The organism is Tenuifilum sp. 4138str, from assembly GCF_041102575.1.
Lineage (GTDB): Bacteria > Bacteroidota > Bacteroidia > Bacteroidales > Tenuifilaceae > Tenuifilum > Tenuifilum osseticum.
The window spans coordinates 16,841-33,753 of sequence record NZ_JBGCUE010000004.1; the positions used below are offsets into that span (position 1 = coordinate 16,841).

The following is a 16,913-nucleotide window of genomic DNA, read 5'->3' on the forward strand; positions in this document are numbered from 1 at the left end:
AAATATTTTATTGTGTTTCTATTTACTAATCTCGGTTTATAAGAAGAGGGTATCAGGAAACCCTTGTATTAGGTTGATAATTTTATGAAATGAGGGAATTGTGGCTGTCAAATCCTAAATCCCATTATAAGTATATCATCAACCTGTTTCTCGTTACCCTTAAACTCATCGAATTTTTCCTGTAGAATACTTTGCTGGGTGATTAATGGCAGGTGATGAATATCGAGCAGAAGCTTTTTAAGGTTCACCATCATAAATTTTGAGTTTTTGGGGCCGCCAAACTGGTCGGAGTATCCGTCGGAAAGCAGGTAGAACAGGTCGTTTTCAAAGATAGTAAAGGTGTGGTTAGTAAACATTCGTTCCTCAATAATGTGATGCCCAATAGGCATTTTATCGCCTTTAATTTCGTAAAGAGTACTTCCGTCAGCTATAACGGGGTTTGAGTGCGTTGGAGGGGCCTGCACGGAGGAATCCCTTATGAGTAGCAAAGGGAAATAAGCGCCTGCGTAATGGGCCTCCATCCTTTTTCGGTCAACTATGAGCATACCCATATCCATACCGTCGTGTGAATCGTTATCGGTTTCGGCCGGGTTGAGCGAGGCAATAACAAGGCGGCGGAGGCGCAAAAGGATATCGGCGGCATTCTCAAAACGTTGTGTTGCGGTTAGTTCCTTTAACAGGGTAATGCCAAGCATACTCATAAAAGCTCCGGGAACCCCGTGGCCAGTGCAATCGGCTGCTGCTATCGCAATTCTACCATCGGTTAGCTGTGTTACCCAAAAGAAATCGCCACTAACAATGTTTTTGGGTTGGTAGAGCACAAAGTGATCGCGCAGCAGTGTGGAGATTTGCTGGCTACGCGGAAGAACAGCAGCCTGAATACGGCTCGCATACTTAATACTATCGGTTATTTGCTTTTGTTGTTCGGCTATTTGGTCACGTTGCCTTTCGGCCAAATCGCGCTGGGCCTCAATCTCCTGTTTCTGGTTTTCAATTTCGTTCTTTTGCCTTAATATCTCAGCGTTCTGCAGGATGAGAATTTGGTTGGTTCTCTTTTTTTCGCGGTAGAATCTGAATACTACAGCCGCCAGAGCAAGGCTCAAAACTAAAGCTATTGAAATAAGCAGGGTTGCCATTCGCTGCCGTTCAAGCCTGGCTTGCTGCATGGCATCGCGCTGGCGCGAGATTAACTCCTGTTCCTTTTCCCTTTTCTCAAAATCGTATTGCATCTCCATCTTGGCTATTTGGCTGGCATTAACGCTATCCTTAAGTGCCGAATAGCTGGTAAAGTACTCGTATGCCTTTTTGTAATTACCTTTCCTGCGTTCGGCGTCCGATAGGCTATAGTATATATCGCGTAAATCGGTAGTAATCTTTTGCTTTTGTGCATCGTTTAACGCTTTATTCAGTAGAGTAATTCCTTTGGCAAAGTTTCCCCTTTGCAGCTCAAGTTCACCCATGTATCGGTTAAGCTTTGCCATATCAATACTATCGTTTACCTGCTGTTTCAGCAATAGCGATAGGTTAAGGTAGTATTCGGACTGCTGGTACTGTTTTTTATCAAAGTAGATAATTCCCATCAGCAGGTAGTTAGCTGCCTGTGCGTGTATGTTTCGGGTGCGTGAATTCTCATCAATTACCTTACCCAGTAAATCGAGCGCCTTGTCGTGCATGCCGGTATGGTAGTAAATATTGGCCAACTCGGTTTGTGCCAGGGTTATGCCGGTTTGATTGTTAAGCCTGCGGTAATGGTTCAAGGCATTTTCGGCATACTGCAAAGCCCTTTCGTTAATCTCCAATCGGCTAAAAAGGCGCGAAATGCTTAACGATGTCCAGGCCATACCCTCAGTTTCGCCCGATTGCTCAAAAATTTCAAGGGCATCGAGCATGTACTGCAAGGCAATTGAGAAATTACCCGTAATTGCAAACACCGTTCCAATATTAACCAATGTGCGGGCAATTTCTACCTTGCTTCCTATCTTGTAGTTGTAGTCCAGTGCTTTTTTATACTCATCAATGGCTTGGCTGTAGTAGCTTTTTAACTGATAAACGTTACCAATACGGTTGTGTAGTAACGCTTTAAGCTGAATATTATCCGATTGCTCTGCAAGCATCAACGATTTATTGAAATGTTCAAGAGCAAGCTCAAAGTCGTTGCGGTTGTAGTAGGCATACCCTAAACTAAAGTAAACCCGGGCCGCAATACCGGGTTGATTTACTGCATCGACCTTTGCCAAAGCTTGCCTAGCAACGCTAACGGCCGAATCGGGGTTAACTGTCCGGTAATGCTCTGATAGCCTTAAAAGGCTATCGATTTCCTGTGCATGTAAACCCGCAAAAATACTAACTGCCAAAAACACCAAAAAAGTGATGCACTTTTTAATATTCAGTATTCTCATAGTGCTGTCCTGTTCTACCAGGAGCAATTTACCAAAAAAAATTTGATGGGCTAATTTTTACTGATGAACTATTACGAAATTTTGAAAAAATTGTATAGTGCTAAAACATTTTCGTATTTTTAACCATTGCAAACGATTGTGCGGTTTTAGCATTAAAATTGTAATCGTAAAACATACTAGGCAACATGAGAATTGGAAAATTGAACATTAGTGCCGACAAAATAAAGATGCGAATAGGTGCCAAGCTTTTGCTTTGGGTTTTAACCACCTCGGCAGCAATAATGATTGTAATAGGTTCATTCATTAGCATAAGGGTGAACAGTATTGCTCGCGATAATGCCATTAAGATTGCCCAGGCCGAAGCCCAAAAATCGGCTTTCCGATTAAAATCGGAACTCGATTTGGATATGGGTTTTTCAAGAGCCCTGGCTCATGCCCTTTACATCTACCCTAAATTCGATACTGTTACCCTCGATTCCATCTTTTTCAATATTCTGCGAAATCAGGTTTCAAACAATCCCCGATACCTTACGGTATGGAATTCAATTGAATACTCTGCGTTCCGTCCAGGTTATACAAAAGATTACGGCCGACGCTCAGTAACAGCGTACCTTAGCAACGGACAGGTAGGCATTGATATTGAGCATAAAAATATTACAGGTGATATTGTTACCAGCAACTACTACGCATCAAAAACCTGCAACTGTGAGATGTTGCTCGACCCATACACCTTTGTGTATGGTGGTAAGGAAGTACTGGCAACCAGCCTTAGTGTGCCGGTTAGGGTAAAAGGTAAATTTGCTGGCCTTGGCGGCGTTGATATCTCGCTGGAGAAGTTCCAAACCGATATTGAAAAAATTAAACCCTATCCGGGCACAAATGTTAGCCTGATTGCTGGAGATGGTCGTATAATTGCCGATTCAAACCCTGAAAACGCTAAGGAATACTTTGCTAATATTTACCCTGAGCTTGAGTCGAAGTTTGCGCTTACCCAAAAGGTAAAGGATAAGCAAAACCATTTCTTTTTCTCCTACAATTCCGGAACGGAATACCTCAACATACTTAGCATATTGCAGCCGGGTGAATCGCCCAACTCATGGGGGCTAATACTTTCCATTCCCATGTCGGAAATTGTTAAAGACGCTCGCCGGTCAGTGTTCTCCACAATTCTTGTTTTTATTCTCGGCATTATCCTACAAGCTTTTGCCATTTGGTATATCTCAGCTCGAATTTCAAAACCTATAAAGCGCACCACTGAGTTGCTTAACAGTATAGCCCAATGCGATATTGATGTGAATAAAAAAATATACCTGCATACCGGCGATGAGCTTGAGGAGATGTCGCGTTCGGCTAACAAGCTAATTGACGGATTAAACTATACCGAGCAATTTGCCCGCGAGATTGGTGAGGGAAAACTCGATACCGAGTTCAAGTTGCTCAGTGAGAAGGACAAGCTAGGAAAAGCATTAACCGAGATGCAGCGGAGCTTAATTAAAGCCCGCGAGCAGGAGGAAAAGCGCAAGGAAGAAGAGCAGCAGCAGATATGGGCTACCCAAGGAATGGCCCTTTTCGGTGAAGTACTCCGCCAGCATAACGATAATATCACCGAACTGTCCTACCTGATAATAAAGAATCTGGTAAGCTACACCGGTTCAATTCAGGGGGGTATGTTTATTGTTAACGAGAACGACCCCAACAATACAGTTCTTGAAATGACTGCATGCTACGCATATAACCGTCGTAAGTTGATGGAAAAAACAGTGCTACCGAACGAGGGGCTCGTTGGACGATGCTACGTTGAGAAGAAAACCATTTTAATGGTTGATGTGCCGCGCGACTATATCAAAATAACTTCAGGGCTGGGCGAGGAAAATCCGCGTTGTGTGCTTATAGTACCCCTTATAGCAAACGATATTGTTCAGGGAGTAGTTGAGCTAGCCACTTTCACACCATACCAGAAATATCAGATTGATTTTATTGAGAAGCTAGCTGCTAGCATTGCCGCAACCCTTGCAAGCGTTAAAATAAACATGCGTACGGCTCAACTCTTAACCCAAACCCAACAGCAAGCTGAGGAAATGCGGGCGCAGGAAGAGGAGATGCGCCAGAACATGGAAGAGTTACATGCTACCCAGGAGGAGATGGAGCGCAAGCGTCACGAGCAGGAAACAATCCAAGCCCAACTTCGCGAGGATAAAACTATTCTTGAAAGTTTACTCCTGAATTCAAGCGACCTCATCTTCCAGAAGGATGCCGACGGTCGCTACCGCCGGATTAGCAATTCATTAGTTTCGCTACTTGGCCTATCATCCGTTGAGGAGGCAATTGGTTTAAGCGAGTTTGACCTCTTGCCTGAGGATACTGCCCGTAAACTTTGGGATTTAACCGAGGATGTTGCTCGCAAGAAAAGCCCGGTAGTTGACCGCAAGATTTCACTCACCTTTGCCAACGGTCAGGAGATGAAAGGCTCTGTAAGCTTATACCCATTAACCTCTGACGCTGGAAGTATAATTGGGGTACTTGGTATTTTTAGGCAGAAATAGATTTTTTATTTCATCGTTCATTTAAGGGGTAATAGCCAATGCTTTACCCCTTTTTTAATTGTCAAATAAAGCATCATTTCCAAACCAAAAACTTGAATCAATGACTAATTGTTAGGAATATTTATTTTGTAATATACCCATTTTTCTTTTTAAAATCCGCCACAAAATATCTCTGTCATGCTGAGCTCGCCGAAGCATCACTTTGTTCCTTTATTCCCTTTTGACTGATTTTTCAGAAATCGCTCTTTGCATTGCCTTTCTATTGCGATGCAACGAATTACCCTTACTCTTTGGTATACCATTGCGTGCATCGCTATACGGGTGGGAGTAGTTAAGGAGTTACAAATGTTTAGCCCCTACAGGGCAGGATGCGTTGTTCGTTGTTCGTGAATCGTTGTTCGTGAGTGCCATTCTGTGTAACACCGTGTTACACTGTGTAACCCTGTGATACCAGTTTAGTTGATAGTTGATAGTTAATGGTTGATAGCATAAGAGATTACCTAAAATCTTGAATCTGAAATTTTAAATTTTATCCTTTAACCTAAAAAAACAAACACCACCACTCTGCACACCTAGAATATTATTCTTTAGCAAGTTCAGGATGTTATTGGAGACATAATTCTAAATAGTATTGATTGATAAACATCAATACTATTTTTGCTTAAAATAGAATTAGTCTAAATAAATTTGCGGCGAAAACAATTAATAATAATGCCGTTATGAAAAGAGTTTTGTATGTATTTGGTTTTTTTGTGATTTCGTTTGGTCTTAAGGCCCAAACCGACACCATTCCCAGTCAGCAGCAAAATACTGCTCAAACACTAATGAGCAGTAAACCAGGGCTTCAAATTGGGGGATACGGTGAGGTTCACTATAATCAACCGTTAAAGAGCAACACCCACAACCTAGGTACGCTCGATGCTCATCGTATGGTGCTGTTCTTTGGTTACAATTTTTCCAGTAAAACGCAGTTTGTAACCGAGGTTGAAATTGAGTATGCCAGGGAGGTTTGGGTTGAGCAAATGTTTATTCAATACAGGTTAAACAGGTATGCAAACTTTAGAGCTGGAGTACTGCTTGTGCCAATGGGTATTATTAATGAGTACCATGAACCAACCGCTTTCAATGGTGTTGAACGCCCGATTATCGACAACAAAATTGCGCCCACAACCTGGCGCGAGGTAGGGCTAGGCTTCCAGGGAAATGTTTCTCAGGCCAAAACCAGGTATCAGCTCTATGTAGTAAACGGGTTAAATGGTTACGATGGAACCAATGCTATGTTTTCCGGTAGTAAGGGACTTAGGGAGGGACGTCAAAAAGCCTCAAAGGCTTACATGAACCAACCTGCATTTACTGGTAAACTGGAGTTTTATGGGGTTAGAAATCTTAATGTTGGATTATCGGGCTATTTTGGAAAATCGAATAGCAAACTTTACTCGAACCTCAGTAAGGATAGCCTCGCAAAAATCCAAAGGGCCGACTCATCGGTTGTTGGAATATCAATGGTTGGTTTAGATACTCGTTACAATTTCAAAGGCGTTAAGCTTACTGGCCAACTTTACTACATTTCACTTTCTAATACCAATGAGTATAATGTATATACCAAGACTGGTACCAAGCTTAACGATTTAGGAAGTGCTATGCTCGGTTACTACGTTGAGGTTGGGTATGATATATTTCACATGATGGCTGACACTAAGAAAAGCTTAATGCCCTTTATTCGTTATGAGGCTTACAACACTCACCATTCAGTTGAGGCACCAGTTGTAACAAATAAAAGTTATAGTAATACTATCATCACCACAGGCTTGACCTACGCTTTAGAAAAAGGAGTAGTACTTAAGGCAGATTTACAGTTCTATAAATCCAAAGCCGAAAACTCATTTAACAAGACATTTAATGCGGGTATAGGAGTGAATTTTTAATCTTGTTGTATGAAACTGTTGATGGCAATTTTTTGGGTTTTATTAAGCTTGCAGGTTGGCTCTGATATCAACTTTGAGCCCAAACAGCTTAGTAGGGAGATTAAGAGAATTAGCGGGAGTCAAACGCCCATTGCCAAGGAGATTATGGCCTATAAAACAGGTAAATTCTTCACTTATACCAATGCTAACCCGGTTTCATTTTCCTATGTAGGAAGGGTATTTACATGCAGAACCGAAGGTTGCAAGGCTTCCGATGATAATGTTAATGCCAATGGGTCTGAGTACTTTGATTACTTTATCCTTTTCGACAGGTCGGGTAAAATTCTCTCACTTCAGATTTATAGCTTTGAGGCCACTCACGGCCAGGAAATCACCCTAAAGAGTTGGTTAAATCAATTTGTTGGCTACAACGGAAAAAATACGCTGACAGTAGGCAAAGAAATTGATGCAATATCAGGCGCTACCACTTCGGTTCATCGCTTAACAGATGATGTAATTGATAAAACCCGAAAACTTCAGGAAATACTGCATCAGTAATGTTAGACTCTAACACCAAATAATAAAAAAAGCCGGGCTTAACCCGGCTTTTTTGTTGAAAACAATATTTTACTTTGCAATTTTATCACCATCGTACGCCCACTTTACATAGGCTGCACCCCAGGTAAACCCTGCACCAAAGGTTGCAATAATTATATTATCGCCCTTGCGAAGTTTCGATTCCCATTCCCAAAGGCATAGAGGAATTGTGGCACTGGTTGTATTGCCGTAGCGCTGTATGTTAATCATCACCTTATCCTTGTCAATTCCCATGCGATTTGCGGTTGCTTCAATTATTCGCATGTTTGCCTGGTGTGGAACAAGCCAAGCCAAATCCTCAGGCTTGATATTGTTGCGCTCCATCATCTCAACCGACACATCGGCCATGTTTGAAACAGCAGCTTTGAAAACGGGTTGGCCTTCCTGGTAAATGTAGTGCTGGCGCTTGGCTACAGTTTCGAACGAAGCAGGGTAGCATGAACCACCGGCCACCTGGTGAAGGTGTTTGCGTCCTGACCCATCAACCTGCATCTTGGCGTCTATAACGCCAAAGCCATCATGGTTAGGTTCTAGGAGCACAGCTGCTGCTCCGTCGCCAAAAATGGGACAGGTGGTGCGGTCAGTGTAATCGGTTATGGACGACATCTTGTCGGCGCCAACCACCACAACCTTTTTATGTGAACCCGACTCCACAAACTTTGATGCTGTAACCAAAGCATACAGGAAGCTTGAACAGCCTGCATTCATATCGTAACCAAAAGCATTCTTAATCCCGCACTTATCGCTTATAATGTTAGCGGTAGCTGGGAACTGCATGTCGGGAGTAACTACGCCGCAAATTAGCATGTCCACCTCATCGGGGTGGGTGTTGGTTTTACGGAGCAGCTCGTTAACGGCATGAACTGCCATATCGGAAGTTCCAAGCCCTTCGCCCTTTAGTATTCGGCGCTCCTTAATACCAATACGGGTCATTATCCACTCATCGGTGGTATCGACCATTCTACTTAACTCCTCGTTGGTGAGGATATACTCTGGCACATATCCTCCAACGCCAGTAATTGCGGCAGTAATTTTTCCCATAGCTACATAAATGCTTGTTTAATTTTTTCGCAAAGGTCCGATACTATAACCTCGCGGGTTTGTTTAATCATATTCATTATAGCCACGGGGCTCGATGCTCCATGGGCAATTATAACGGGTTTATTAACCCCAAGAACTGGCGTGCCACCGTAGTTCTCGGAGTTAAAACGCTCAATGAACTTATTTTCAGGGCTAAATTTCTTAAGCAGGTGGTAGAACGCCTCAGCCTCCTTGAGTACTACGTTACCCACAAACCCATCGCAAACTACCACATCGGCCTTTTTATCGTGGAATAGGTGATGGCCCTCAACGTTTCCAACAAAGGTATAGTCGGTTGAGTCCTTCATCATCTCAAAGGCGCTTTTGGTTACCAGGTTGCCTTTCTCCTCCTCCTCGCCAATATTCAGTAGGGCAACCCTTGGGTTATCAATGCCAAGCACTCGCTGGGCGTAAATTGAACCCAGTTTACCATACTGGTAAAGTACGTCGGGACGGCAATCGGGGTTTAAACCCACATCGAGAATAACATTAAGCTTACTTTCGGAAACAGGGATAAAACCGGCAATTCCGGGACGTATAATACCGGGTATTTGCTTTATCACCATGAAGGCGCCAACCATCATGGCTCCAGTGCTGCCAGCACTGGCAAAACCATCAATTTTGCCAGCTGCCAAAGCCATAAAGCCTTTAACTATACTGGAATCGGTTTTCTTTGCAAATGCTTTCGATGGGAGATCGCCCATTTCAATCACCTCAGAGGTGTGAACTATATCAAAATCGGTAGGATTTGCATTTTCACGGGCAAGGATTTCAAGAATCCTTTGCTGGTCACCGAAAAGCACAATGCGCTCATCGGCATTAAGATGCTTGAGGGCTAAAACTGCACCCGATACAACAGCATCGGGTGCAAAATCGCCGCCCATTGCATCAACGCCAATTCTAATCATCAATGCAGGGGTTTATAAAATTCATTTTTAGGCGTTAACTGCCTTCTCGATTGCTAACTTACCACGGTAATAGCCGCACTCAGGGCAAACCCTGTGATATTCAACTGCTGCTCCGCAGTTTGAACATGTTGAAAGGGTTGGAGCTTCGGCTTTGTAGTGAGTTCTACGCTTGTTTCTTCTCTGTTTAGAGATTCGTGATTTCGGATGTGCCATTTTTCAACAAATTATATAGTCCAACTTAGTTATTATTGTTCAACAAATCCTTTAAAGCCTGCCAGCGAGGGTCAACCTCAGCCTGGTCATCGTCTTCAAACTTGATGTACTTTAGCATTTCCTGGTCGCAATCCTCAATGCTGGATCCTTTTAACCCATGGTACCGCTTTAGCGGTAAACTCAGGTGAATGCTCTCGTACAGGTACTGGGCAAGGTTTACCTCATGGTCATCCTCGGTTAGGAAGATTATATCGGCTTGATCCTCAACCTCCTCGTTTCCAATTTTTGCCACAAGAAAACCCTTGTACTCAATTGGCAGGAAGAATTGTTCCAAGCACCTATCGCAGGTAACCTTTACCTTTCCTTTTATCACTATGTCAAATTCAAGCAGGTTATTCTGCTTGTTCATCATAACTTTTGCTGTGAGCGTGCCTTCCTTAACCTCACCCTCAGGGAACTCAGCAAAAAAATCGTTGTTTATTTCAAAATCAAACGAGTGTTTGCCAAGCTTAAGTCCCTTGTAACTAATTGAATATGCGCCTAAAATGCTTGCCACTTTCTCACAAAATCAACGTGCAAAGTTATAAAAAATCAATTCAACCCAAAAAAAGTTAAAAATATTCATCAAAAAAGTACCGTTCCGCTATGCTTTAGCCCTACGTTTACGCTCGTTTTCGTCGAGGTATATTTTTCGTAGGCGTATGGCTTTAGGGGTAATTTCAACGTATTCGTCCTCCTGGATGTACTCAAGTGCCTCCTCAAGGCTAAACTTGATGGGGGGAGCAAGGAAAATCTTTTCGTCGGAACCTGAGGCGCGCATGTTGGTAAGTTTTTTGGACTTGGTAACGTTAACAACAATATCGCCTGAGCGGTTATTCTCGCCAACCACTTGGCCTGTGTAAACCTCCTCATGCTCATCGATAAAGAACCTACCCCTGTCCTGTAGCTTGCCCAGGGCGTAAGCATAAGCGGTACCGCTCTCCATGGCAATTAGTGAACCATTGGTGCGGGTTTCAATCTCGCCCCGGTAGGGCTCAAATGCTTTAAAGCGGTGCGCCATGATGGCTTCGCCGGCAGTAGCCGTTAGAATGATGTTACGGAGCCCAATAATACCGCGCGAGGGTATCTCGAACTCAAGATGAACACGGTCGTGGCGGCGATCCATTGAGATTAGTGTACCCTTGCGGCGGGTAACCTGCTCAATAGCCTTTCCCGATACATCCTCAGGAACATCAATGGTTAGGTACTCAATGGGTTCGTGCTTTACTCCATCTATCTCCTTAATAATTACCTTGGGCTGACCAACCTGAAGCTCATACCCTTCGCGACGCATGGTTTCAATAAGCACGGAAAGGTGGAGTACTCCACGACCGTAAACGGTAAAGGCATCGGCCGAATCGGTTTCCTCAACCCGAAGGGCTAGGTTTTTTTCTAGCTCCTGCATTAGCCTATCCTTTAAGTGACGCGAGGTAACGTATTTCCCGTCGCGACCAAAGAACGGAGAGTTGTTTATGGTAAATAGCATGCTCATGGTAGGCTCATCCACGGCAATGGTAGGAAGTGGCTCGGGGTTTTCGTAATCGGCTATGGTATCGCCAATGTCAAACCCTTCAATGCCAACAAGGGCACAAATATCGCCTGAGCTTACCTCGTCAACCTTTTTGCGTTCAAGACCTTCAAAAACGAGTAGTTCCTTGATCTTTGTACGCATTACTTGTCCGTTTCGCTTTGCCAACGATACGTTTTGGCCTGCCCTTAGGGTTCCCCTGTGCAGCTTGCCTATGGCAATCCGGCCAACATAGTTTGAGTAGTCGAGCGATGTAATAAGAAGTTGAGGCGTGCCTTTTAGCTGTTTTGGGGCTGGCACATAGTCAATAATACAATCAAGCAGAGGGGTTATATCGTTTGATGGCTTCCGCCAGTCGTTGCTCATCCATCCCTGTTTGGCGCTTCCGTATATGGTAGGGAACTCGAGCTGTTCCTCTGAGGCATCGAGGCTGAACATTAGTTCGTAAACCTGCTCCTGAACCTCCTCAGGGCGACAGTTTGGCTTATCAACCTTGTTAATCACCAGAATTGGTTTTAAGCCTATGGCTAAGGCTTTTTGAAGAACAAAACGGGTTTGGGGCATAGTCCCCTCAAAGGCATCTACCAGAAGCAGTACACCGTCGGCCATGTTTAGAACGCGTTCAACCTCGCCTCCAAAATCGCTGTGGCCGGGGGTGTCAATTATGTTGATTTTGTAACCCTTGTAGTTTACCGATACGTTTTTGGCCAGAATGGTTATGCCACGCTCACGCTCCAGGTCGTTGCTATCCAAAATCAGCTCGCCCGGGTTCTCATGATCTTTAAAAAGTTTACCCTGAATGATCATTTTATCCACCAGCGTGGTTTTCCCATGATCCACATGTGCAATAATTGCAATGTTTCTGATACCCTTCATCCCCAAAAAATTAGCCCGCAAAGTTACAGCTTTGAAATGAATATTTTTCCATATAATTAGTATTTTAGCGTAAATTAATGAATAATTCAAACAGCCATGACTAAATTACTTACCACTATCCTGTCAGTAATACTTACCATTTCTGTAAACGCTCAGGTAACCGACGCTGAAAATCAGCTTAAAGAGATTAAAACCGATTCGCTTTCCGGATGGAAGAAAGGGCTGGCCCTGGGAATTAATGCCAACCAGACCTCGTTAACCAATTGGGCGGCTGGCGGACAAAGCTCATTTGCACTAAATACCGTTTTTACAGGGTTTGTTAGCTACAAAAGTCCCAAAACTGCTTGGGATAACACTATTGACTTGGGCTACGGATTTCTGAGCCAGGAGGATGTTAAGTATACCAAAAAAACCGACGATAAAATTGACTTAATGTCAAAATTTGGACGTGAGGTCTTCAAAAACTTTTACTATGCCATTTTGCTGAACTTTAAAACACAATTCACTACTGGTTATAAGTACCCAACCGATAGTACCCGACTGAAAATTTCGAACTTTTTTGCTCCGGCATACCTGGTTGGGGCATTGGGTATGGATTATAAACCGAACACCCACCTGAGTGTTTTTGCAGCGCCGTTAACCGGAAAGCTAACCTTTGTTACGGACACCATGCTATCGAATGCAGGTGCATTTGGCGTGAAAAAAGGGGAAACACTCAGAGAGGAAATTGGCGGTTACGTGAGAGTGGTTTACACCAAGAATGACTTTAAGGCCGAATGGCTCAAAAATCTCACCTTTACCACTAAACTCGACCTATTCTCAAACTACCTTGATAACCCTCAAAACGTTGTAGTTAACTGGGAAACGCTTGTAATTATGAAGGTTAACAAGTACATCAATGTTAACCTGGCGACCCAGCTAATCTACGATGACAAGGTTAAGATTAGTAAGGATAACAACGGCGATGGTGTAATTGATAGCAGTGGGCCACGTGTTCAGTTTAAGGAGATTTTTGGCGTGGGTATTACCTTCAAGCTTTAGCCCTTTTGATTTTTGGGCAAAATGACTTAGCTTTGAGTTGATAAATTTTTGTTTATGCCTTTGCTCAACTCTATCCTGAACTGGGTTAATACTAAGCGCTTATACAGCATCGATCTTTTCCGGAAATACCCTTTTGAGGTGCAACGCGATGTGCTTTTTGAGCTTTTAAAACAAGGCTCAAAAACGGAGTATGGAGCACGATATGGCTTTGATGGCATCAGAACCATTGAAGAATTTCAGAAGCGAGTACCCCTTGTTGACTACGAAACCATTAAGCCATACATTGAACGGTTGAGGCAGGGCGAGGAAAAGTTGCTTTGGCCAACCGATATTAAGTGGTTTGCCAAGTCATCGGGAACTACCCAGAGCAAGAGTAAGTTTATACCAGTTAGCAACGAGGCGTTGGAGGATTGCCATTTCAGAGGCGCTCGCGATGTACTTGCCATTTACATGAACCTTTATCCTGAAAACAATTTGTTAAGCGGAAAAGGACTTACCCTAGGCGGTAGCCACCAGGTTGATAACTTTAATATGAATTCCTTTTACGGCGATTTATCGGCTATTCTGATTGAAAATCAACCCTGGTGGGCTGAGTTTATCAGAACCCCAAGCCAAAAAGTGGCATTAATACCCGATTGGGAGGAGAAACTGGAGAAACTCACTCACGAGACCCTTAACGAGAATGTTACCAGCCTGGCAGGAGTCCCTTCATGGAATCTGGTAATGATTAAGCACCTACTGAACTACACAGGCAAAAGTAACTTGCTTGAGATATGGCCAAACCTTGAGCTTTTCATGCATGGCGGAGTAAGTTTTGCCCCATACAGGGAGCAGTTTCAAAAAGTTATCCCATCGCCTAACATGCACTACATGGAAACATATAATGCCAGCGAGGGTTTCTTTGCCATTCAGGACGACCCTGCGTCGGATAGCATGTTGCTTATGCTCGACTACGGTATTTTTTATGAGTTTGTTCCTCTCGATGAGCTTACCAAACCTAATCCTACAGCCCTTACCATTGCCGATGTTGAGGTTGGAAGGAATTATGCCATGGTCATTACCACCAATTCTGGCCTTTGGCGTTACCTAATTGGCGATACTGTTACCTTTACCTCAAAACATCCTCATAAAATCAGGATTACTGGCAGAACCCGTCACTTCATCAATGTTTTTGGCGAAGAGGTTATTGTTGAAAACGCTGAGCGTGCGCTTGAAAAAGCCTGTAAGGCTACCGGAGCATTGGTTGCTGAGTACACAGCTGCTCCCGTTTACATGGGAACTGACCGTAAGGGATGCCATGAATGGTTCATTGAGTTTGTAAAACAGCCAAGCAGCATCGAGGAGTTTGCTCGAGTTCTTGACTCAACGCTTTGTGAGGTCAATTCCGACTATGAGGCAAAACGCGCTAAAAATGTAACTCTCGATTTTCCAGTGGTTACGCAGGCCGCTCAGGGGACATTCTTTGAGTGGATGCGCCAGCGCGGTAAATTGGGTGGGCAGAATAAAGTTCCTCGGCTTTCGAATACTCGCGAGTATATCGATGAGCTGCTTGCCATTCATAACCAGCTAAAAAGTAAGTAGTCATCAAAATAGATAGGATTTATTTACATTTTTGACACATTCATCAATCTACAAGCTGTTTTACCTTGCCGATTGAAATCCAATTTGTATCTTTAGAAACGAAAACGCGAATTACCAACCTTAAGTAATTATTTTAAGTTATGCATATAGCCATTGCGGGTAATATTGGTTCTGGCAAAACAACCCTAACGGGTTTACTGGCCAAGCACTACAAGTGGAAACCCCAGTACGAGGATGTTGATGAAAACCCATACCTTAACGACTTTTACGAGGATATGCAGCGCTGGAGCTTCAACCTCCAGATTTACTTCCTAAACAGCAGGTTTAGTCAAATAGTGGAGATTCACCGTAGCGGCCACGATGTTATTCAGGACAGAACCATTTACGAGGATGCCCATATTTTTGCTCCAAACCTCCACGACATGGGATTGATGAGCACCCGCGATTTTAACAACTACCTTTCCCTGTTCAACCTTATGACCTCACTGGTTAAGCCGCCCGATTTGCTAATTTACCTTCGTGCCACAGTGCCAACGCTGGTAAGGCAAATCCAGAAACGCGGACGCGATTACGAAAAAAATATCCGCCTCGATTACCTCCAGCGCCTTAATGAACGCTACGAGGCATGGATTGAAGGCTACAAGTTAGGCAAGCTGCTAATAATTGACGTTGACAATCTGAATTTTCCCGATAGACCCGAAGACCTCAGGTTTATCATCAATAAGATCGATGCGCAAATACATGGGTTGTTTTAGATAAGAAAAGGGAGTCAAAAAAAGACTCCCTTCAATTTTTATCTATGAGATTGACAGGTTGATAAAGGTATCAATCTTTCTGAAAGGATGATTTCTTTAAATCACACCCAATTTCTTGCCCACCTTTGTGAACTTTTCAATGGCAAACTGGATATGTTCGCGGGTGTGAGCTGCACTTATCTGAACCCTTATGCGGGCTTTACCTTTAGGAACAACAGGATAGTAGAATCCAATTACATAGATTCCCTCATCAAGCAGTGCCGCAGCAAAATCCTGTGAAAGTTTCGCATCGTTAGGTAAATGTCCAAGCATAATTGGAGTAATTGGGTGAACCCCTTCTACAATACGGAAGCCTGCATCTGCCATTCCCTTACGGAATAGCTGAGTGTTTTCCCAAAGCCTATCGCGTAGTTCGGTAGTTTCGGTAAGCATGTTAAGAACCTTAAGTGTTGCTCCGGCAATGGAAGGCATGAGCGAGTTTGAAAAAAGATAGGGGCGCGAACGCTGACGGAGCATGTCGATAATCTCCCTACGACCAGAGATGCAACCACCCGATGCACCTCCAAGTGCTTTTCCAAACGTGGTTGAAATAACATCGACCCTGCCTAGTGCATTGCAGTACTCAGCAGTACCACGACCGGTTTTGCCCACAAAACCTGTAGCATGTGAATCGTCCACCATTACCATGGCGTCGTACTTATCTGCTAGGTCGCATATCTTGTCAACCTGAGCAATAATTCCATCCATTGAGAATACACCATCGGTAACAATCATTTTGTAACGGCAGTTGGCGGCCTCTTGAAGTTTGGCCTCCAGGTCGGCCATATCGTTATTTTTGTAGCGGAATCGCTGAGCTTTGCAAAGCCTAACACCATCAATGATTGATGCATGATTAAGTTCGTCGGAAATAATTGCGTCCTCCTCGCCTAGTATGGGCTCAAAAATACCACCGTTTGCATCGAATGCCGATGAGTAAAGAATTGTATCCTCGGTCCCAAGAAACTCGCTTAGCTTACGCTCAAGCTGCTTGTGTAGGTCCTGCGTACCGCAAATAAAGCGCACCGACGACATGCCAAAGCCCCACTCGTCAATAGCCTTTTTGCCTGCCTCAATAACTGCAGGATGCGACGAAAGGCCAAGGTAGTTATTGGCGCAGAAGTTTAAAACCTTTTTGCCGTTGGCAACTATTTCAACTCCTTGTGGGGTAGTGATAATGCGTTCGGTTTTGTAAAGCCCTTCGGCCTTGATATTCTCAAGCTGTTGCTGTAAATCGTTTTTGATTTTTCCGTACATAGCTGTGATTTTTTTATTACGCACAAAGTTAGCAGAAAAAGTTTATGGTGATTCTCAGGTGATGAAATCAAAACCATTCCTGTTGCGGAGGATGAATGTAGGCAATAGTTAAATGCATTCCCCAAAACTAAAATGGGACGATGGGTAATTGTTTAA

At 43.6% G+C, this 16,913-nt stretch carries 13 protein-coding genes; 6 read left to right on the forward strand and 7 right to left on the reverse strand.

Translation table 11 applies throughout. The features are described 5' to 3' along the window. Window positions 1-107 precede the first annotated feature (107 nt). The gene (locus AB6811_RS05140; RefSeq protein ID WP_369489370.1) at window positions 108-2,399 is read right to left on the reverse strand and encodes a tetratricopeptide repeat protein; all 2,292 of its coding nucleotides are present in this window, start codon (window positions 2,397-2,399) and stop codon (window positions 108-110) included. 185 nt (window positions 2,400-2,584) lie between these two features. Here AB6811_RS05140 and AB6811_RS05145 point away from each other — a divergent pair, with 185 nt between their 5' ends. The 3 genes from AB6811_RS05145 to AB6811_RS05155 all read left to right on the forward strand — a co-directional run bounded on the left by AB6811_RS05145 (window position 2,585) and on the right by AB6811_RS05155 (window position 7,404). Continuing rightward, a complete protein-coding gene (locus AB6811_RS05145) occupies window positions 2,585-4,942 on the forward strand; it encodes a GAF domain-containing protein (protein ID WP_369489371.1) in 2,358 nt (785 codons plus the stop codon). Window positions 4,943-5,661: 719 nt separating this feature from the next. Next, on the forward strand, window positions 5,662-6,867 hold the full coding sequence (locus tag AB6811_RS05150) for a hypothetical protein (protein WP_369489372.1): 1,206 nt from the start codon (window positions 5,662-5,664) through the stop codon (window positions 6,865-6,867). A gap of 9 nt (window positions 6,868-6,876) precedes the next feature. Beyond that, a complete protein-coding gene (locus AB6811_RS05155; protein ID WP_369489373.1) occupies window positions 6,877-7,404 on the forward strand; it encodes an FMN-binding protein in 528 nt (175 codons plus the stop codon). Window positions 7,405-7,473: 69 nt separating this feature from the next. On the opposite strand, the gene AB6811_RS05160 is transcribed toward AB6811_RS05155, so the two are convergent. The 5 genes from AB6811_RS05160 to typA all read right to left on the reverse strand — a co-directional run bounded on the left by AB6811_RS05160 (window position 7,474) and on the right by typA (window position 12,087). Then, window positions 7,474-8,484, reverse strand: a complete 1,011-nt coding sequence (locus tag AB6811_RS05160; RefSeq protein WP_369489374.1) for a beta-ketoacyl-ACP synthase III — start codon at window positions 8,482-8,484, stop codon at window positions 7,474-7,476. 2 nt (window positions 8,485-8,486) lie between these two features. Further along, entirely contained in the window at window positions 8,487-9,431 is a 945-nt protein-coding gene (locus AB6811_RS05165; protein WP_369489375.1) for a phosphate acyltransferase, read from the reverse strand. Between the two features lie 27 nt (window positions 9,432-9,458). Beyond that, complete coding sequence (rpmF, locus tag AB6811_RS05170) at window positions 9,459-9,644, reverse strand: 50S ribosomal protein L32 (RefSeq protein WP_369489376.1); 186 nt, start codon at window positions 9,642-9,644, stop codon at window positions 9,459-9,461. 25 nt (window positions 9,645-9,669) lie between these two features. Then, entirely contained in the window at window positions 9,670-10,200 is a 531-nt protein-coding gene (locus AB6811_RS05175) for a YceD family protein (RefSeq protein ID WP_369489377.1), read from the reverse strand. Between the two features lie 87 nt (window positions 10,201-10,287). Beyond that, window positions 10,288-12,087 carry a translational GTPase TypA gene (typA, locus tag AB6811_RS05180; protein ID WP_369489378.1) on the reverse strand — a complete coding sequence of 600 codons (1,800 nt, stop codon included), beginning with the start codon at window positions 12,085-12,087 and terminating at the stop codon, window positions 10,288-10,290. Between the two features lie 96 nt (window positions 12,088-12,183). Here typA and AB6811_RS05185 point away from each other — a divergent pair, with 96 nt between their 5' ends. The 3 genes from AB6811_RS05185 (at window position 12,184) to AB6811_RS05195 (ending at window position 15,464) form a co-directional block, all read left to right on the forward strand. Continuing rightward, on the forward strand, window positions 12,184-13,128 hold the full coding sequence (locus AB6811_RS05185; protein WP_369489379.1) for a DUF3078 domain-containing protein: 945 nt from the start codon (window positions 12,184-12,186) through the stop codon (window positions 13,126-13,128). A gap of 54 nt (window positions 13,129-13,182) precedes the next feature. Beyond that, on the forward strand, window positions 13,183-14,709 hold the full coding sequence (locus AB6811_RS05190) for a GH3 auxin-responsive promoter family protein (protein WP_369489380.1): 1,527 nt from the start codon (window positions 13,183-13,185) through the stop codon (window positions 14,707-14,709). 140 nt (window positions 14,710-14,849) lie between these two features. After that, complete coding sequence (locus AB6811_RS05195; RefSeq protein ID WP_369489381.1) at window positions 14,850-15,464, forward strand: deoxynucleoside kinase; 615 nt, start codon at window positions 14,850-14,852, stop codon at window positions 15,462-15,464. 96 nt (window positions 15,465-15,560) lie between these two features. Here the strand turns inward: AB6811_RS05195 and kbl are convergent, their stop codons facing one another. Continuing rightward, a complete protein-coding gene (gene kbl, locus AB6811_RS05200; protein WP_369489382.1) occupies window positions 15,561-16,757 on the reverse strand; it encodes a glycine C-acetyltransferase in 1,197 nt (398 codons plus the stop codon). Between the last annotated feature and the right edge of the window lie 156 nt (window positions 16,758-16,913).